The sequence below is a fragment of the Microcoleus vaginatus PCC 9802 genome, from assembly GCA_022701275.1.
Taxonomy (GTDB): Bacteria; Cyanobacteriota; Cyanobacteriia; order Cyanobacteriales; family Microcoleaceae; genus Microcoleus; species Microcoleus vaginatus_A.
The window spans coordinates 5,614,081-5,632,364 of record CP031740.1; the positions used below are offsets into that span (position 1 = coordinate 5,614,081).

Annotated in this window: 15 protein-coding genes; 8 read left to right on the plus strand and 7 right to left on the minus strand. The window is 46.9% G+C overall.

The genetic code is table 11. The annotated features are described in order from the left end of the window. Entirely contained in the window at positions 1 to 189 is a 189-nt protein-coding gene (locus tag D0A34_23185; GenBank protein UNU21363.1) for a hypothetical protein, read from the minus strand. Here D0A34_23185 and D0A34_23190 point away from each other — a divergent pair. Together D0A34_23190 and D0A34_23195 are read left to right on the plus strand one after the other, a co-directional pair. After that, positions 188 to 433: a hypothetical protein gene (locus D0A34_23190; protein ID UNU21364.1), complete on the plus strand. Its 246-nt coding sequence runs from the start codon at positions 188 to 190 to the stop codon at positions 431 to 433. The genes D0A34_23185 and D0A34_23190 overlap by 2 nt on opposite strands. Before the next feature lie 78 nt (positions 434 to 511). Next, positions 512 to 1,669: an alanine--glyoxylate aminotransferase family protein gene (locus D0A34_23195; GenBank protein UNU21365.1), complete on the plus strand. Its 1,158-nt coding sequence runs from the start codon at positions 512 to 514 to the stop codon at positions 1,667 to 1,669. 59 nt (positions 1,670 to 1,728) lie between these two features. Here the strand turns inward: D0A34_23195 and D0A34_23200 are convergent, their stop codons facing one another. The 4 genes from D0A34_23200 to D0A34_23215 all read right to left on the minus strand — a co-directional run bounded on the left by D0A34_23200 (position 1,729) and on the right by D0A34_23215 (position 4,102). Then, complete coding sequence (locus tag D0A34_23200; protein UNU21366.1) at positions 1,729 to 1,944, minus strand: DUF2949 domain-containing protein; 216 nt, start codon at positions 1,942 to 1,944, stop codon at positions 1,729 to 1,731. Between the two features lie 6 nt (positions 1,945 to 1,950). Beyond that, complete coding sequence (locus D0A34_23205) at positions 1,951 to 2,271, minus strand: hypothetical protein (GenBank protein UNU21367.1); 321 nt, start codon at positions 2,269 to 2,271, stop codon at positions 1,951 to 1,953. A gap of 499 nt (positions 2,272 to 2,770) precedes the next feature. After that, on the minus strand, positions 2,771 to 3,301 hold the full coding sequence (locus tag D0A34_23210; GenBank protein UNU21368.1) for a DUF192 domain-containing protein: 531 nt from the start codon (positions 3,299 to 3,301) through the stop codon (positions 2,771 to 2,773). A 105-nt stretch (positions 3,302 to 3,406) separates the two neighbouring features. Beyond that, entirely contained in the window at positions 3,407 to 4,102 is a 696-nt protein-coding gene (locus D0A34_23215; GenBank protein ID UNU21369.1) for a DNA-binding response regulator, read from the minus strand. A 243-nt stretch (positions 4,103 to 4,345) separates the two neighbouring features. On the opposite strand from D0A34_23215, the gene rbsK reads away from it, so the two are divergent. After that, positions 4,346 to 5,266: a ribokinase gene (gene rbsK / locus D0A34_23220; GenBank protein UNU21370.1), complete on the plus strand. Its 921-nt coding sequence runs from the start codon at positions 4,346 to 4,348 to the stop codon at positions 5,264 to 5,266. Between the two features lie 45 nt (positions 5,267 to 5,311). Here rbsK and D0A34_23225 read toward each other — a convergent pair whose 3' ends face one another. Continuing rightward, positions 5,312 to 5,626, minus strand: coding sequence for a hypothetical protein (locus D0A34_23225; GenBank protein UNU21371.1), 315 nt, complete (start codon positions 5,624 to 5,626; stop codon positions 5,312 to 5,314). 251 nt (positions 5,627 to 5,877) lie between these two features. Here D0A34_23225 and D0A34_23230 point away from each other — a divergent pair, with 251 nt between their 5' ends. Both D0A34_23230 and D0A34_23235 read left to right on the plus strand, forming a co-directional pair. Next, on the plus strand, positions 5,878 to 7,029 hold the full coding sequence (locus tag D0A34_23230) for an ATP-binding protein (protein ID UNU21372.1): 1,152 nt from the start codon (positions 5,878 to 5,880) through the stop codon (positions 7,027 to 7,029). 686 nt (positions 7,030 to 7,715) lie between these two features. After that, positions 7,716 to 10,046 carry an ATP-binding protein gene (locus D0A34_23235; GenBank protein UNU22429.1) on the plus strand — a complete coding sequence of 777 codons (2,331 nt, stop codon included), beginning with the start codon at positions 7,716 to 7,718 and terminating at the stop codon, positions 10,044 to 10,046. 78 nt (positions 10,047 to 10,124) lie between these two features. On the opposite strand, the gene D0A34_23240 is transcribed toward D0A34_23235, so the two are convergent. Continuing rightward, positions 10,125 to 11,402, minus strand: coding sequence for an AAA family ATPase (locus D0A34_23240; protein ID UNU21373.1), 1,278 nt, complete (start codon positions 11,400 to 11,402; stop codon positions 10,125 to 10,127). Positions 11,403 to 11,530: 128 nt separating this feature from the next. Here D0A34_23240 and D0A34_23245 point away from each other — a divergent pair, with 128 nt between their 5' ends. The 3 genes from D0A34_23245 (at position 11,531) to D0A34_23255 (ending at position 18,273) form a co-directional block, all read left to right on the plus strand. After that, positions 11,531 to 12,802: an aspartate aminotransferase family protein gene (locus D0A34_23245; GenBank protein UNU21374.1), complete on the plus strand. Its 1,272-nt coding sequence runs from the start codon at positions 11,531 to 11,533 to the stop codon at positions 12,800 to 12,802. A 541-nt stretch (positions 12,803 to 13,343) separates the two neighbouring features. Next, positions 13,344 to 14,576, plus strand: a complete 1,233-nt coding sequence (locus D0A34_23250; protein UNU21375.1) for a transposase — start codon at positions 13,344 to 13,346, stop codon at positions 14,574 to 14,576. 40 nt (positions 14,577 to 14,616) lie between these two features. Continuing rightward, positions 14,617 to 18,273, plus strand: a complete 3,657-nt coding sequence (locus tag D0A34_23255; GenBank protein ID UNU21376.1) for a CHAT domain-containing protein — start codon at positions 14,617 to 14,619, stop codon at positions 18,271 to 18,273. Positions 18,274 to 18,284: the final 11 nt, after the last annotated feature.

The following is an 18,284-nucleotide window of genomic DNA, read 5'->3' on the forward strand; positions in this document are numbered from 1 at the left end:
CTATTCTGTAAGCCTGTCGATCGCAAAATTTAGCGTTTCCAACGCACCCAGCCCCGAATATTCGATCGGCAAAGCAGGGGTTGCTGTACGGTTAGAAAACAAATAAAAAATCGGGCATCTAATGTTCACCTGTGATGCCTCATGCAATTGCCATGGGGTGTCGGTTCGCTGAGGTATATTAGCTTTCATGGAGCCAATTCCCCTTCCTTCGTACATTCATTATGAATTGCTACTTCAATTGTTAGAACGCAAAACGATGTTTGCTGTCAGTCCACAATCGCCGCAGCAGCAACAAGTTCACCAACTTATTATTACACTGCGTAAAGCCCTGGCCATTCAAAAGCAATTAGAACAAAGCTGCGAGCGATCGAACTTAGCGGTAGAACATCGCTGGTCTCTCAATGAAATTAACCAGAAGGGAGTTAAAAGTTAAAAAAGTTAGAGTAGCGACGTGACGTATCGTATTTGATTTATTCTATATAACTCCCACAGAAAAACTTAGGACAATATCATGGACAACAAATTAATGCTGATGATTCCCGGCCCGACGCCGGTACCTGAAGCGGCCTTGTTAGCGATGGCAAAACACCCGATGGGCCACCGCAGCAAGGAATTTGACGGGATTTTTGCAGAATGTACCGAAAATTTGAAATGGCTGCACCAAACTAAAAGTGACGTGCTGAGTTTAACCGTTTCCGGTACCGGGGCGATGGAAGCTGGGATAATTAATTTCCTGAGTGCGGGCGATCGAGTTTTAATCGGTACCAACGGCAAATTTGGCGAACGCTGGGCTGAAGTGGCCGAAGCTTACGGTTTAAATGTCGAAATCATCAAAGCCGAGTGGGGCCAACCTTTAGACCCCGAAAACTTCCGCGAAAAACTCGAAGCAGATACAGAGAAGCAAATCAAAGCTGTCATCATCACCCACTCGGAAACCTCTACCGGCGTCCTCAACGACCTCGAAACCATCAACCGCCACGTTAAAGCCCACGGTGAAGCTTTAATTATGGTCGATGCTGTCACTAGCTTAGGCGCAGTCAATATTCCGATGGACGCTTGGGGAATCGATGTCATTGCTTCGGGTTCTCAGAAAGCTTACATGATTCCTCCAGGTTTGGGTTTTGTGGCCGTCAGTCCCAAAGCTTGGGAAGCTTACAAAACTGCGAAACTGCCCCGCTATTATTTGGATTTGGGTAAATATAGCAAAGACGCTGCCAAAAATACCACTCCTTTTACTCCACCGGTAAATATGTTTTTTGCCCTGCAAGCATCGCTGCAGATGATGAAAACAGAAGGGTTGGAAAATGTTTTCGCAAGGCACAAACGCTTAATGACAACTACTCGCGCTGCAGTAAAAGCTTTAGGTTTGCCGTTGTTTGCCGCTGACGAAGCCGCGAGTCCTGCGATTACTTCGGTTATGCCACCAGAATCCGTAGATGCTCAAAAAGTGCGGACTTTGATGCGAAAGAGATTTGACATTGCTCTCGCCGACGGACAAGACCATTTGAAAGGTAAAATCTTCCGAATCGGCCATTTGGGCTTTGTGTCCGATCGCGATATTCTAGCAGCAATTTCCTCTTTAGAAGTGGTGTTGCGAGAATTGGGTCATGAAGGCTACACTCCTGGTGCCGGCGTTGCCGCTGCTGCGAAGCATTTGGCTGAATCTTAATCCCAGTTATGAAAGGATTTTGGATTTTTGATTATTTATATCTAAAATCTAAAATCCTTTTAATATGCTTGGGATAACCAATCAAAGATTTTATCCAATTGGTCGAGAGTGACTAAACCGTACTGCCACAGAACCATCGGCAAGGAATTCGGGTCTTGATAGCGCTGCCGCTGTTTGTCACCACCGACACGTTCGGCGACAGCAATTGACGCGGGAGAAATTGCCAAATCTTCTTGTAAAAATCGAATTAATCGAGTGTATGTAGCGGGTGCCATGTGATTTCACCTGTAAGTATAGGACACCATTTTCTGATGTGAACCTGATGTTTTTGATGAGTAATAAGCCAGTTTTAAATTTGTCTTGTAACCGTCGATAGCTGTGAAAACAGTATTAGCGGTTAAACTGCCAAACAGAATGCTGAGTGCGACTGTAAAGCGAACCTTTCCCAAAAAGTGAAAGGTTTTGCAATTTTGGTGATTTCTGCCCGAGCGACTTGCGATCGCGATCGAACCTAAACTGAATACCTCGGCATCTTTGCAGTGCGAATCAGAATTTATTCTGCTACCTAAAACTACTAAACCAGGTTCAGAGTTTAACTTCATCTGCCGAAATGCAGAATCCGCAAATCTACTTCGGCAAAATTAGTTAGATATTTCGATCAAACCCGAAACTGCTACCAGAAGTTAAGTTTGCCAAGTACCGCCAATTAACTTGGCTCGTAGCATATTACTTTAGATAGGGTTAGTAGATTTAGCTCGATCGCCAGAATTTCCAGAGAATTTCTTTTCGTGTTGCTACCTCTTGAGGCTGAGTATCGTCTCTCAGGATTGGTAACGAGTCGCTGACTCGTCTCATACCTGCGACCAACAATCAACAGCTTCCGGAAACAAGCTCAAGTCCAGACTGGCTGAGATCGACATCGTAGCAAATCTTTCGGTGTTTGTACTGAATGTTACATTAATATTTTAACGGATTTTATCAATTTTTGTAAAGTTTCTAAATTTTCTCCGGTCTTCCGAAGGCAGGGGGCAGTTCGCCAACCGATTCCGTAACGGATGTAAGGGATGGTAAAAAGAAGGAACAAGGAAACCGGGGGATTGTTTATTGATGCAGGTTTTCGTTCAAAAACTCTATTTCAACACGATCGCCCACTTTGAGACCGAGTTCAGCAGCCCGCCCGCCCCGGAGTTCAATAACTCGATCGACAGCAGTATTGGGCCCGTAGGTAGGACAAGGATCGGCAGTACAAGGAGGTGCAGAAACTTCGATCGCCTCAACCACCCCATCCCGCAGAAAAATCATATCCAGAGAAATCTTGCAATTTTTCATCCAAAAATTGACCTGCCGCGCCGCTTTAAACTCAAACAGCATTCCTCTGTCATCCGGCAAAGAAGTTCTGTACATTAAACCCATAGCCTGCTGTTCCACTGTTTTCGCCACTTCGAGTTCGATTGGGCGATCGCCTATCCGAGCTCTAGCAGAAACAGGCAGCACCTGACCCGAGGTTGTCGCCGTCGGAGACTGAGCCGCCACAATACCAGTAGCACCAGCATTCGCGACAGGTAAAGTCGGCGAACATCCCAGCAAAAATATACTTACTCCAATACCGAGCAAAGTAGCTAAATAATTCATATTGATTTTAGATTTTAGATTTTAGATTTTAGATTGGTAATTGACCATTGGACATTGGACATTGGAACTAGCCAACAGTCAACAGTCAACAGTCAACTGACTGCTTCAAGCTTCCCGCATCACATAGCCAACACCACGCACCGTTTGAATCAAACGCTTTTCGCCCTCATCTTCAATCTTGAGGCGCAGATAGCGGATGTAAACCTCAATTACATTCGACTCGCCCAAAAAGTCGTAACCCCAAACATTTTCGAGAATTTGTTCCCGAGTCAAAACCTCGCGGGGATGTTCCATCAAATACTTTAGCAGCTCAAATTCCTTCATCGTCAGGTCGATCGCCCGTCCGTTCCGCAGGGCCCGCCTAGAGGCCAAATCCAAAACTAAATCGCCAAACCTCAATTGTTCGTTGCTGCTGTTATCCGGCTGCAAATACAAGCGCACCAACTGCAAAAACTCCTCAGTGCGGTAAGGTTTAAGAAAATAATCATCCGCCCCAGCTTCCAGACAAGCTACGCGATCGTCAACTGTATCACGGCCGACGAGTAGCAGCACCGGCACCCGATTGCCAATACTTCTGAGGTAAGAACACAGTGACAGCCCCGACTCAGCGCCAAGTATCCGGTCAATTACAATCAAAGCAGGCTGCAATTCATGAGCTAAATTTTGGCCGGTGGCGGTGTTAGAAGCTACTACGGGTTCATAGCCGGAGGATTTTAAGTCTAGACTCAAGTGTCCGGCGAGAACTTCGTCTGTTTCAACTAGCAGGACACAGGGATTGCGATCGAGAGTAATTGCTGCCATTGAATTGACCTGTGAAGACCATAACTGTTCTAGCACGTCTTAAGGAAGAGAGGGAGAGGGGGAGAGAGGGAGAGGGGGAAAGTGGGAGAATGGGAGAATTACCAATTACCAATTAAGCTATTTGGCATTTAAATTGAAGCTTGCTCGCGCCGGGCTATCCTGCCCGCCCCACAAGAGTTTAAGTAAAAAGTAGTTTACAAATTAAATGCGCTACAGCTTACCAATTACCAAATTGAATAATTTATGAGCATCATTGTATTCGGCAGTATCAACATCGACCTAGCAGCAAAAACTCCCCGGTTGCCGCAGCCAGGGGAAACAATCATCGGTAGCAATTTTTTCACAGCAGGCGGCGGCAAAGGAGCAAATCAAGCCGTCGCCGCCGCCCGTCTCGGCACTTCTACCCACATCATCGGCCGCGTCGGCAACGATAAATTTGCTGAAGAATTATTGACAAATTTACAATCTTATGGTTTAAGTACAGACAATGTATTAATAGACCAAAACACTCATTCAGGAGTGGCAATTATCGCCGTAGACGAGACAGGTCAAAATAATATTATTGTGATTCCGGGCGCGAATAACAATGTCGGTGAAGCAGATCTAGAACGTCTCCAAAAACTGTTAACACCAGCTACATCCTTGCTGTTACAGTTAGAAATTCCCCTGGAAATTGTCCAAAAAGCTGCGAAAGCTGCTCGTCAAGCGGGGGTGCGAGTTATTCTCGATCCAGCACCGGCTAGGGCGGATTTGCCGATCGAACTTTATCCGCTAATTGACATTATCACGCCGAATGAAGTGGAAGCGGGTCAGTTAGTCGGTTTTCGGGTGAATGACACGGAAACAGCGATTGTAGCTGCCAAACAGTTGCAGGAGCGCGGTGTCAAGAATGTTATTGTCAAATTGGGCGATCGCGGGGCTGTTGCTGTTACGGCGGATGAAACCTTTTTTGTACCGGCTTTTGCTGTGGAGGCGATCGACACTGTGGCTGCTGGCGATGCTTTTAACGGCGGGTTAGCCTCTGCATTAGATGCCGGTCTGTCCTTGTCAGAGGCGGTGCGGTGGGGCGCAGCAGCGGGCGCTTTGTGCACAACTAAAGTGGGTGCTCAAGTTGCTATGCCCGATCGGGCAACTTTTGATAAATTTTTGCAGAATTTAATTTGAATTTGTAAGGTGCGCCGCAGAGCACCCTACTTTAACTATGTTTATTTAATCGTCGTCTTTGAATTCTTTGGCTAAGCGATCGAGTCTGTCGTTCGTTTCTTTAGTAAACTTGAGTAACCCAACGCTGACAATATTTGATGTTAATCCGCCAGCGGTGGCAACTGAGCCTTCTGTGACTTTTCCAGAAAACAACAGTCCGATGCCTAAAATACTGATGGAGGCACTTACTATTGTTAACCCAAGAATCACGTTAACAGTGAATTTAGCTTGACGCAAACGTTCTTGCATGACATCCCGCTTCATTTCTGGGTAATCATCCGAAGGGAATGGTTGGTTGGTATTGGACTTATTAAGAAGCATTTCATTTCTTTAAACTCTACAATGTCTATCTTCCACCTACTGAAACAGCTTTGGAACGATTCTGAAGACGATAGGCAGGAACTTTGTAGATTTTGAGTAATTAACTTTGCCATCTCAGTTCCAGCTAGCTTTTCAGCTTGGAAGGCTGAGATCCGAGCAAACTTGGTTTACTGGCTTAAGTTCATATAAACTATTACTATCTTCCTTAAGTTCGGGAATATCGTCACCCGAACGTTAAACTTCGCCAACTTATGAATTCACGGACGCTGCCGCGCGCTCGCGGTGTGATACTGACACCCACAGGACAGCAGAAACTTCAGGCTGAGATACATCGGTTAGGTATCCGCAGTCAAAAAAATGCCGTCAGTAAGATAGTTGAAAAAATTCAACTTGAGCTCAAGGATGAAACGTTAGGTTCTGATACAGTCAGGAAAATAGTGCACGGTGAAGGAGTCCAAAAAAGCTCTCTTGAACTTGTTTTTAGGGCGCTTCGGCTAAAACTGGAGGAGGGCGACTGTGATTTTGCTCCTAAAAATCAACTGCAAAATGCAGAAGATAGCGAAACTTCCTCGTTTGTAACTGGCACTCCCATCACCCATCCGCACCACTTTTTCGGGCGGCAGAAAGAACTCAAACGCCTATTCGACTTACTGAAACGTCGTCCCCTGCAAAATGCTGCGATTATCGGCAAGAGGCGCAGTGGCAAGACTTCTTTGCTGCAATACTTGAAAAATATTACCACCACCCCAACAGAACAGTTGCGTCCCGGTCAAAAATCTGACTGGTTGCCCCATCCAGAAAACTATCGCTGGATTTTCGTAGATTTTCAAGATCCGCGACTGCAGAGTCGGGAAGGGCTGCTGCGCTACATTTTAGAATGCCTAAAAATGTCAGTACCTAACCCTTGCGACTTAGAGAGATTTATGGATGTGGTTAGCAGTAATTTACGTCAGCGTACAGTCATCCTATTAGATGAAATTGGTGTAGGTTTACAGGGCTGTCCCGAATTAGATGATCGGTTTTGGGAGAGTTTGCGCTCTTTGGCGACTAACCAAACCAATGGGAATTTAGGCTTTATCTTGGCAACTCCAGAATCGCCGATCGAATTAGCGCGTAGCACCGGACATAGTTCGCCTTTTTTCAATATCTTTGGATATACCGCAACTCTGGCTGCTTTGACTGAAGCTGAAGCGCGCGAGTTGATAGCCAGTTCGCCCACTCCTTTTCCGGCTGAGGATATCGAGTGGATTTTGACTCAAAGTAAATGCTGGCCTCTGCTGCTGCAAATCCTTTGTCGAGAACGATTATTTAGTCTGGAACATGGGGAAATGGGGGATGATTGGCAGGAAGAAGGGTTACAACAGATGCAGCCCTTCACTCATTTATTGGAGAAACTTGTCTAGCGCTCGTTATATTTATGAAACAACTCAAAATTAAGTACCTAAAGCAATTTGATCGCAAGCCCTGGCATTTATCTGTGGGCTCAATCTAAAATCTAAAATCTAAAATCTAAAATCGGATGACCTCACCCAACGTGCCGCCCAACGCCTACACCGATTCACCGGAACAGCATCCCAACCTAATTCTTGGTAGCCTGCAACTGCTGTTTTGGATTTTCTTTCGTCCCTCAGCATTGCTTAATCATGCAGAGCGGATTGACCTCGATTTAAACTCTAACTCAGCTAGACGGAGGCCTTTACAGTGGGAGAGTCCAAAATTGTGGCGGTTCAGGCTCCAGACCTACTTGGTTCTGCCTTTATTAATTACTTTGTCGCTAGCTTTGGTGGTGTGGATATTGGGCCCGTTTATTCAAAAGACTATATTTCGCGTGGCGATCGGCTTTGCATATGGCTTGGCGCTATTCATACCATTTCAGTTAGTTAACAAAACACTCTATGTTGTCTTTTCTGTATTGCAAATCGGTGCGATTACCATCGAGCTAGTAACAATTTTCGGCTGGAAAGTTCTGTTCGGAGTCGGGGTGGCGCTAGCCCTAATGTGTTGTATTTTGTGTTGGATTTATGCAGGTTTTCTGTTCATGAATGATCAAGGAGAAGGGGTGAAGGCCAACCAGGGCAAACAATTAATAATGAACTCCGTTATCGCTATCATCTTTCTGCTATTCTGTACCGCCATCATCTCTCTCCTATTATACGCACGAATAATGTACGCAGTGACACCCAGAACAGAGGTTGCGGTACATTACATGAAAGTTCTGTTCGGAGCCGGGGTGGTGCTAGCCCTAATGTGTTTGATTTATGGAGGCTTTCTCTACCTAACAGATGGAGATAAGGGCCCAGAGCGCGGCAAAAACATAATAATCAACTCCGTTATCGCTATCATCTTTCTCCTATTCTGTACCGCCATCATCTCTCTCCTCTTATACCTAATAGTGTACGTAGTGACACCCATAACAGAGGTTGCGGTACATTACATGAAAGTTCTGTTCGCAGTCGGGGTGGCGCTACCCCTAATGTTTTTGATTTATGGAGGCTTTCTCTACCTAACAGGTGGAGATAAGGGCCCAGAGCGCGGCAAAAAAATAATAATCAACTCCGTTATCGCTATCATCTTTCTCCTAGCCTGTACCGCGATCATCTGTGTCGTATTATACCCAATAATGTACGCACTGACACCCATAATAGAGGTTGCGGTACATTACATGGCTGAAATCGTTGGGTTTAGCGTAGCCTTAATCTTGAATTTGTGGCTACCTGTGGTACTTTATCCCTTTCTGATAATATGGAATACCCTGCTTTATCAACTAGACAAAGGACGCACAGCTACTAAACCCAGTTTCTTACGTTGGCATTCTGCTTTTTGGGATGAGCGGCAGCGCCTTCCCCTACAAGGTTTAGACCAGCACGTTCTCTTAGTAATGGAGCGTAACCCAGAAGAGGGCAAAGCCGCACTCAACTATTTAAGTACCAGTCGTCAGCGTTGGGCTGCACAAGCTGTACAAATTGAACTTGATGTACAGGAATTAGAAGGTTGTACGGATGTAGCTGCTATCGGTAACGCCTACCGCAATCTAGCCCTTGGAGGACTGAATAGTCCAGTTAGTTTCCTCCTAACTAGCTTTAGTCGCATCAGCGAGGATGTAGCAGCAGCCCTCAACCAAAATAGTGCTTACAACCAGCGTTTAGCCCTCAGTGCTGTAGCAGAAAGATTAAATGGTTTAATTCGAGAATTGACCCGCAGTGGTGACAAATATGCAGTACGTTTTCGCCCTATTGCATATAGTTGGTATGAAATTGTCACTGACTATGTGCGGGAACTAGCAGAAGTTGTCGAACTGCGACAAGAAATCGACAACCCTTATATAATCGGCGTACCCCTGACAGAACAACAGGAAATCTTTGTCAAACCCGTTGACTTAAGTGGAACTTACATCAGTACGCGCATCGAGCAATTACTGCTAGACCGCCGCCGCCTTCCCTTGCTACTCTACGGACAGCGGCGCATGGGCAAAACATCCCTCCTCAACAATTTGGGACGCTTGCTACCCAGCACTATCATTCCCATGTTTGTAGACTTACAAGGGCCAGTTTCATCAGCCAGTGATTATGCTGGTTTTCTCTACAATATCGCCAGGAGTATGGCAAACTCATCCCAGCGCCAAAGCGCCTTCACTCTCCCATCTCTTAACCGCGAAACACTACAAGATGACCCTTTTACCCGCTTTGATGAATGGCTGGACGAAGTAGAACAAGCGCTACAACAAAATATTGCCCTGCTTGCCTTGGATGAATTCGAGGCGCTAGATAATGCCATCACAAAAGGACGCTTTGATCAGGAGGATGTTCTGGGAATGTTGCGTCACCTGATTCAACATCGTCCCCGCTTCAAAGTGCTGCTAGCCGGTTCCCATACAATAGAAGAATTTCAGCGTTGGGCTAGCTATTTAATCAATGTCCAAGTCGTTCATATCAGCTACCTGAAACAAGCCGAAGCGCGTCAACTAATTGAGCAACCAGTCCAAGATTTTACCCTCCGTTACGAACTCAATGCGGTCGATCGAGTTTTGCAACTCACCCGCTGTCACCCTTTCCTAATACAACTCCTCTGCGCTGAAATTATCGCCCTAAAAAACGAGCAAGATCCATCTATCCGCCGACTGGCAACTTTAGCCGATGTAGAAGCAGCAATACCAGAGGCTTTAAGTGTTGGCAGTTTCTTTTTTGCCGATATTCAAAGCAATCAAGCAGATGCAGCAGGATTAGCTCTTTTGCAGTTTTTGGCAGCACAAGGAGAAGGGGCAATAGTCAGCAGATTAGCTATTTTGCAACACTTTCCCGATAAATCCGATGCTCTCAATTTACTTCTGCAACGCGAATTGATTGAGGAAGTTAGTGAAGGCTACCGTTTCCAAGTAGAATTAATTCGCCGCTGGTTTGCATCATCTCTGTCTGTCATTTAGTCTAGGGCGAGATAAAGAAGATATTGCCTGTAGGGACACAACAGTGTTGTGTCCTTCATAACTTTAACTACTTTAGCTTTAACCCTGCGGCCGCTGAATAATTGTTTCAGCTACCCGCCGCTTGACTTTTGGATCGATACCAATCAGCCGCACGTATTGGCCGCCGTGTTCGGCCAAACAAGTTTCTAAAGATGCAACCACATCTTTTTCCTGTGCATTGTTAATCGTCGCGCAACTTTGCCAAGAACCAGTCTTAAATCGGCGATTATCTGCATATTCCATGCCAATTTTGCAGCCTCTTGCTAATAACTGTTTTACTTGTTCCAATACCTCGGAACTCAGCCGCGCCGCATGACCGTTACCACCTTCAGAACTTGGCTCAACGTAAGCCTTATAATATTTGGAGGACGGGTCGTTTAATTCACTTTGCGTGGGCGCAGCAGCAGGGGCCTTGGGAGTTCCTTGAACGTTAAACAGGCGCGATTGGTTGTATTCATCTACTAAGCGCATTTCCTGAATCCGCTTTTGTTGACCCACCATCAAACTGCCCATTTCTAATAAATGAGCGAGGCTGAAATTCGGGTTCTGGAAATCTGGCGCTGCTTCCAAAGTGTTTACCAAACGCTTGGAAACTCGCTCAATTCCTATTTTGTGAATGAATTCGCGGATTTGTTCGTCGTAAATGCGCGATCGCAAAGCACTAAAAAAGTCGATCGCCTGATCGGGAAAATTATCAACCAACCCCACAATCTCGGTTTTTGACAATTTGTCCGACTCAAAAATTCCTCCAACAATCCCAATTTTATCATCCCGGCTGGGTTCCCAATAAAACTTTTCCATCCGCCCGTCGCGAATCAGCGGCGCGTACAGGGTAGAAAAATCATTTCCGGTGACAATAATCGGCACTCGATCCAGAGGCGTACTGTCATAACTTCCCGGTAACTGCACATTAGTTGGATTATCAGCAATATTCATCAGAGTGGCATTGACCATCTGAGTATTGACAGTATATTGAGTAGTCGAATCGAACCTGCCAGCACCAGCATCCAAATCGTTAATAAAGATGGCGCACATCTCGCCGCGCACGCGAATTTGCTCCGCAGCTTCCCGGTAGCGCAAGCGAATTAAACGCGCCGGATCTCCAGCATCCGGGCTTTCTAATTCCCCGCCAGATATCATCACCGGTTCAAAGCCCATCCGCCGAAAAACCAGTTCGGTTTGAAAAGTTTTGCCTTCTCCTTTGCGGCCATGAATTCCCAAAATTAGGGGGACTCTTACTCCGGGCAAATTTAAAAAGTTTTTAGTGATGTGCACCGCAACTTTATCGAGAAAGTTAGGAGAAATGTAATAACTCATCAGTAGATTTGTGAGGGATTAATTGAGTTTACTGTTATGATTTTATGACAAAACTAACAGCCTGCACCGCTAACCTGGATTTTTACCGTACAATCGAGGTCTGCATATTATGTGTTAAGGAGCGATTCGTGAGTCCAGAAACCTTACTAAAAGAACCAAACGTGCAAGCCGAAGCCAGTCCCTTCAGTTCTGAGAGCTTCGACAGCTATGTAATGACAACTTACGGGCGTTTTGCGATCGCCCTAGAACGGGGCCTTGGCTGCCGCGTTTGGGATACCGAGGGCCGCGAATATCTCGATTTTGTGGCTGGTATTGCTACCTGCACTCTGGGACACGCCCACCCGGCAATGATTGCAGCGGTAACTCAGCAAATTCAGACCCTACACCACGTTTCTAATCTTTATTACATCCCCGTACAGGGCGAGCTGGCGAAGTGGCTTGTAGACCATTCTTGCGCGGACAGAGCCTTCTTTTGCAACTCCGGCGCGGAAGCGAATGAAGCGGCAATTAAACTCGCCCGCAAGTACGCCCACGAAAAATTAAATATCTCGAATCCGACAATCATTACCGCCGTTGCGAGTTTCCACGGGCGGACTTTAGCGACAATTACGGCAACCGGACAGCCTAAATACCAAAAGGGTTTTAGCCCTTTGGTGCCGGGATTTCACTATGTGCCCTACAACGATATTAGTGCGATCGAAAGTGCGATCGAGCAACTCGACAAAGACGAACGCCAAGTAGCAGCAATTATGCTCGAAGCGCTGCAAGGCGAAGGCGGAGTTCGCCCCGGAGAGCTCGCCTACTTCCAGCGCATTCGGGAAATCTGCGACGAAAAAGGCATTTTGCTCATTCTCGACGAAGTGCAAGTCGGGATGGGACGCAGCGGCAAATACTGGGGCTACGAAAACCTTGGCATTGAACCCGATATCTTTACGTCTGCCAAAGGATTGGGCGGCGGTATCCCGATCGGCGCTATGCTGTGCAAATCTTTCTGCGATGTATTTGAACCGGGAAGTCACGCCAGCACTTTCGGCGGCAATCCTTTTGCTTGCGCTGTAGCTTTGTGCGTTTGCCAAACTTTAGAACGGGAAAACCTTCTAGAAAACGTGCAGCAGCGCGGGGAACAGTTGAAAGCAGGCCTCAACAAGTTGGCGGCCGCATATCCGCATTTAATTGCTGAGGTGCGCGGCTGGGGTTTGATTGTCGGGATGGAATTGCAAGCTGACATCGAACTGACATCGGGCGATATCGTCAAATCTGCCATCGCCGCAGGAGTGCTCTTGGTTCCCGCAGGGCCGAAAGTGCTGAGATTTGTCCCGCCGCTGATTGTCACCGCCGCAGAAGTCGATCGAGCTCTGCTGGCAGTGGAGTCAGCGTTGGGCTCTCAAGCGGTACAGTAAAATCTACTGAAAAATCTACTGAGTTGATTTTTGTTAGCTGTAGCGCTGAAGCTCGCCCAATATCCTAAACTCACTTAGTCTAGGACACACTCTTCCTCAGAAACCGGGTTTATTTCGAGATTTCTCGTTACTAAACCCCATAGTTTCCCAGAAACCGGGTTTCTTAGCCTAAGTCCGATCGGGGTAAAATTAAACCCGTCCCGCTGCAAATCTGTCGGGGCGGGTTTGTCAAGTTTAGAACTGTCTGTGAAACCCGCTCCGACAGACACACGGCGCCTTTAAGCGATTGTAGGTGCTACTTTCGCTATCTGCGTGTCTGTTGGGACTTGTGAATCCTGGTTTAACTATTTCGCGCCCTTCCCACTAAACGAAGTACCGTTATAGTGGGAAGGGCGGGTGACGACGAGCGCATCTTTGAGCAGTTTTTGGGACAGCTTTCAAGACATACAAGATGCAATCGTCATCACCCAATTTTTCCCTAATGCTGTGCTCGTCAACTGTATATTGTGAGAGAATAGAAGAACCAAGGAGGTGATGTTGAGTGCTACACAGGGCTATCCAAGTTCGTTTGTATCCTACCCAAAAGCAACAAATACAATTAGCTCCCGCTTTGGGTTGTGCGCGTTGGTGCTCTAATTATGGTCTAAATAAATCAATTGAATTTTATAAAAAAACTGGTAAGAAACTTGGCTGCTCCGAACTCAACACACTTTTACCCGATCTCAAAAAATCATATAGAAGTGCATGGCTAGGTGAGTGTTACAGCCAAGTTTTGCAAGCTACTACGCTCAAGTTAACCACTGCCTACAAAATTATTTTTCATAAACTTGTTGGGTTTCCTAAGTTCAAAATGCAGCCTAAAAAACAGTCTGTTCAGTATCGTCAAAACGTCAAAATTCTTGAGGATAGTGTCACAGTTGGTCGCAATAGTGGAATAGCTAAACCCAAAATATCTAGATTAATTGAGGGTAAAAATAAGAGTGTAATTATTAGGAAAAATTATTCCAAAAAATCTCTGGCATCTATTATCCTGAATGAAATTGAGTGTGAGAACCAGACAACAAAAGAAGGTAGGATTTATGGCATTGATTTAGGAGTGAAACACTTTGCTATTGTCACCGAGGGGGAAAAAAAATCTAAATATGACAAGGCTAAGCATTTTGGCCAGCACGAGAAGAACTTGAAGCGCCAGCCGCAAAAGTTAAGGCGCCAGCAGACAATAAATAATTCTTGGTACAAATATAGAAAAGTTGTTGCCAAGCTATACGAACAGTTTAGGAATTCGCGGCAATATTTTCTACATAAACTTAGTTATAAGTGGGTCAGCGATCGCCTCGCGGTCATAGTAGAAAACTTTCATTTCTGGAACAGGAGTCGCAATCAAAATGTGGCGAAAGCAAGATCGGATGAGGTTTGGGAAAGTTTTACCAACTTCTTAGCCTACAAGTTGGAACGCAAAGGCGGGAACTTAGTCGAGATTGATAGAGGGGTTTCCAGTTCCAAACTTTGTTCTAATTGTTTCCATCAAATGACCGAGATGCAATTAGATATGAGGGAAGGGACTTGTCCTCACTGTGCTACCGATCGCGATCGGGAGCGCGAGAAGAAAGCAGGGATAAAGATAAAAGCAGAAGGTATCAAAATACTAAAGGCGGAAGGTTCAGCCGTTTCTGCTTTAGGATGCGAGGTAATACCCAAGCAGGGACGAAAGTCTAAGCTAAGGCACTCGCCTATGAGTACAGAAGCCCCTACTATATTCGGTACTACGATTTAGCGGTGGGTAGTTCACTTGGTTGCACGGAAGCAGCGCTCCTATGGTTAATAGTTTGGCGGAATGCACGATGGACGAACAGCGTCGCAAAACTGATGTTAATATGCTCCAAGCGCTGCTGGAAAATCCTGGCGACTCAGGAATAGATTTGATTTTGAGGACGAACCCAAAGTCGATCGACTTTGGGTTCGTGCAAACGCTTTATTTGGAAGAAGTGGCACTGACGCGAGAAAGCTTGCTGAAAGCTGCAAAATTTTTCCAAAGGGCGATCGCACCCTTAGAATCTGCAAAGGGCACTTCTAAACTGCCCGCAACCGGGGCAGCCTATCTGGCTTTTTTAGCAGAAGTATTGCAGGCAGTGGCGCGCGGCGCTGATTCGCAGCACCTGTACTCGCTGCTGAGAAACAATTTAGACAAACTCGACCAGAATTTCGCACAACTGCTGCGCGGATGGGCAACTTTGGTGTTTTCTGCAGCCAAAGAATCGGAAACTAGGCGCATTGCAGCCCTGATCGGCAATCTGAGCAACAAAATTGGGCGGTTTCCCCTCGGCAGCAAGGCTAATAACTTGGAAATCGAAATTGCCGGTTACGAAACAGTGGCTAAGGTGTTTACCCGCAAAGACTTTCCCCAAGAATGGGCGGTGATGCAAAACAATCTGGGCAACGCTTATAGCGATCGCCCCAAAGGTGATAAGGCTCAAAATATCGAACAGGCGATCGCTTGCTTTGAAAATGCCCTACAAGTACGCACGCCCGAACAGTACCCGGAACAGTGGGCGACGCTGCAAAACAATCTAGGCAACGCTTATAGCGAGCGTCTCAGGGGAGATCCGGCAGACAATTTAGAACAGGCGATCGCCTGCTATCAAAACGCACTGCGAGTTCGCAGCCGCGAGGCTTTCGGGCAAGAGTGGGCGAGCACTCAAAACAATCTAGGCCGCGCTTACAGTCGCCGACTGCGGGGCAACCGAGCTGAAAATCTGGAACTGGCAGTCGCTTGCTACCAAAATGCTTTGCAAGTCTACAACCGCAAGGTGTTTCCCCGGCGTTGGGCTACAACTCAAAATAATTTGGCAAATGCTTACTGCGAGTTGCTGCGGGGCAACCGAGCTGAAAATCTCGAATACGCGGTTACGTGCTATCAGAGAGCTTTGCAGGTGCGGACTCGGGAAGCTTTTCCGCAGCAGTGGGCGACTACTCAAAGGAATTTGGGTCGGGTGTTTGTCGATCGCATCAAAGGCGATCCGGTGGAAAATTTGGAAATGGCGATCGCCTGCTATCAAAATGCTTTACAAGTCTACACCCGCATCAAATTTCCCGAAGCCTGGGCTTCGATCCAAACTTACCTCGGTAGGATCTACAGTCGGCGGGTGAAAGGGGAAAAAGCCGAAAATATGGAAATGGCGATCGCCTGCTATCAAAATGCTTTGCTGTTTTGCAACCGCCAAAAAACTCCCGAACGCTGGGCGATGCTGTGTGCCTACCTCGGCCGCGCTTTCTGCGAACACCTGAAAGGGGAAAAAAACCGCAACCTCAAAAGCGCGATCGCCTGCTATCAAAATGCGGGCGAAGTCTACACCAGGCAGGCCTATCCCAACCGCTGGGCAATGCTGCAAATTTATCTCGGCAGGGCTTATTCGCAACTGACGGAGGCGGAAAACTTGTCCCACATGGAAAGTGCGATCGGCTGCTATCACAGCGCCTGTCAAGTCTACACTCGCGAAACCTATCCCCACCGCTGGGCTGAAATTTTATTTTATTTGGGTCAAGCTTACCGAGTTCGAGGCGACTTGCTTCGCGCCTACGGAGTTTTTACTGCTGCGGTCGATACTGTTGAATTCTTGCGTTGCGAAGTTGGGGTTGATACAGTCGATTTTGGCGATCAGACGAGTACCGCAAAAGTCAAATTAACCCGCACTTGGGCTGGACTCTATAAATGCCTGGTGCAAGTTTGCCTGGAGCTCGGCGCTAGCCAACCTGAATATTACGCTAAGGCTCTGGAATACGCCGAACGCCACAAAAATCGGAATTTGGTAGAACTGCTGGTTAAATGCCACTTGACTCCGAAAGCCGAAATTCCTGCAGCGGTGCGAAGCGAGTTGGAGTCGCTGCGACTGGAAATAGCGGGGGAACAGCGGCACCAAGAACAGGGAGAACCTGAGCCGAACACGACCTTGATTTCTGAGGGCGATAGCCAAGGTTGGAACAGCGGTTCTCTGCTGCCGAACTCGGACTTCATGCACTTAAATCGATTGTGGAAGCAGTTTGATAGGTTGATTGCGCGGGAGGTGCAGGCAAACGATCCTTTCTTCAGCCTAGCTCACAAAGTTGAACCGATCGCTTTCGAGCAAATCCGCCAATTGTTACCTGATGACAATTGCGCTGCTGTGGTGTGGGCGAGTTTGGGGGAGTTGCTGGTTGCTTTTGTGGTGGTAAAGAGTGCACAATATCCCGCCGTTCACCTGTGTTCCCCGCAAAATGCTTTGGCTGCCGAAACTTGGGCCCAGGAGTACCTCAGCGCTTATTCTGAACAAAAAGGTCGCTGGATCAATCATCTCCCGGCTCGCCTCAAACGCTTGGCTACGATGCTGGAAATCGATCGAGTGGTGGCGCTGATTCCCGATAATTGCGATCGGCTGATTTTTGTGCCGCACCGATTTTTGCACGCTTTGCCACTCCACGCTTTGCCTGTGGGGGGGAGAGACGGGTTTGAGGACGGTGGGGGAATTTTTAGGTCTGGGTGGAGCGATCGCAGCGGTTTTGATGTGGAAACCTACAGCCTTTCCGATTTTTCTCAAAGTTCGTCTTTTGGCGACGTTGCAGCGCCTGCTGCTTATTTGAGCGATCGATTTGCCGGAGGAATTCGCTATGCTCCTAGCTGTCAGCTATTGCTATTGAGACAAAGTGCGCGCGGAGCAGCTATTGGTCGGTACAGACCCCGTTTGGATCACCTTTTGGCAATTCCAACTTTCACCAGAGATGCGTTCTACAGCAACATTGAAATCGGCAATATTTCCCAGTATTTTTCCAGTGCAGAAGTGGTGCGCCATAAGCCGGCAATTAAAGAGGCTTTTTCCCAAGAAATGTCTGCTAATAATGGGAATTTGCCCCAGCAAATAGGGCAGTTGCAGCAGAAAAAATGCGCTCACTTTGCTTGTTTGAGTTTGCTTAATTTGGCTTGGCCTCTGAAATCCGCCGTGTTTTTGAGGAATGATTCTCTGAGTTTGGAGGAAATTTTTAATCTGGATTTTAGACAATATTTTTTAGTTACTTTATCGGGTTGCGAAATTGCCGCTGGCGGAGTTAGTGGTGCTGGAGGAGATTTTGTGGGTTTGTCGGCGGGTTTGTTGTATGCTGGCACCTCTAGTGTGGTTAGCAGTCTTTGGAAGGTGAACGATGTTTCTACGCTGCTGCTGACGAGCAAGTTTTATGAAAATCTGGGACGGTTTTCTCGGTTGCAGGTGGGAGATGTGGCGATCGCGCTGGGGGACGCTCAAAGGTGGCTGCGGGATTTGACTAGCGAGGAATTGGAGGTGTTGCTGGCGGATTTTCAACCTCAAATTTCGCAAATGTTCGATCGGCTTTCTCAAAGTTCTCGCCTGATTGCTGAGGCATCTTTGCAGCAAATTCGCAACCGCAAACCCTATCCTTTTGCCAATCCTTATTATTGGGCCGCTTTTACGGCTGCTGGGGTTTAGTGATTAGTTAT

Excerpts from the sequence above, each read along its gene's own strand:
- D0A34_23190 (UNU21364.1), top strand. The coding sequence starts at position 188 with ATGGAGCCAATTCCCCTTCCTTCGTACATTCATTATGAATTGCTACTT.
- D0A34_23185 (UNU21363.1), bottom strand. The coding sequence starts at position 189 with ATGAAAGCTAATATACCTCAGCGAACCGACACCCCATGGCAATTGCAT.
- D0A34_23195 (UNU21365.1), top strand. The coding sequence starts at position 512 with ATGGACAACAAATTAATGCTGATGATTCCCGGCCCGACGCCGGTACCT.
- D0A34_23200 (UNU21366.1), bottom strand. The coding sequence starts at position 1,944 with ATGGCACCCGCTACATACACTCGATTAATTCGATTTTTACAAGAAGAT.
- D0A34_23205 (UNU21367.1), bottom strand. The coding sequence starts at position 2,271 with ATGAAGTTAAACTCTGAACCTGGTTTAGTAGTTTTAGGTAGCAGAATA.
- D0A34_23210 (UNU21368.1), bottom strand. The coding sequence starts at position 3,301 with ATGAATTATTTAGCTACTTTGCTCGGTATTGGAGTAAGTATATTTTTG.
- D0A34_23215 (UNU21369.1), bottom strand. The coding sequence starts at position 4,102 with ATGGCAGCAATTACTCTCGATCGCAATCCCTGTGTCCTGCTAGTTGAA.
- rbsK (UNU21370.1), top strand. The coding sequence starts at position 4,346 with ATGAGCATCATTGTATTCGGCAGTATCAACATCGACCTAGCAGCAAAA.
- D0A34_23225 (UNU21371.1), bottom strand. The coding sequence starts at position 5,626 with ATGCTTCTTAATAAGTCCAATACCAACCAACCATTCCCTTCGGATGAT.
- D0A34_23230 (UNU21372.1), top strand. The coding sequence starts at position 5,878 with ATGAATTCACGGACGCTGCCGCGCGCTCGCGGTGTGATACTGACACCC.
- D0A34_23235 (UNU22429.1), top strand. The coding sequence starts at position 7,716 with ATGAACTCCGTTATCGCTATCATCTTTCTGCTATTCTGTACCGCCATC.
- D0A34_23240 (UNU21373.1), bottom strand. The coding sequence starts at position 11,402 with ATGAGTTATTACATTTCTCCTAACTTTCTCGATAAAGTTGCGGTGCAC.
- D0A34_23255 (UNU21376.1), top strand. The coding sequence starts at position 14,617 with ATGGTTAATAGTTTGGCGGAATGCACGATGGACGAACAGCGTCGCAAA.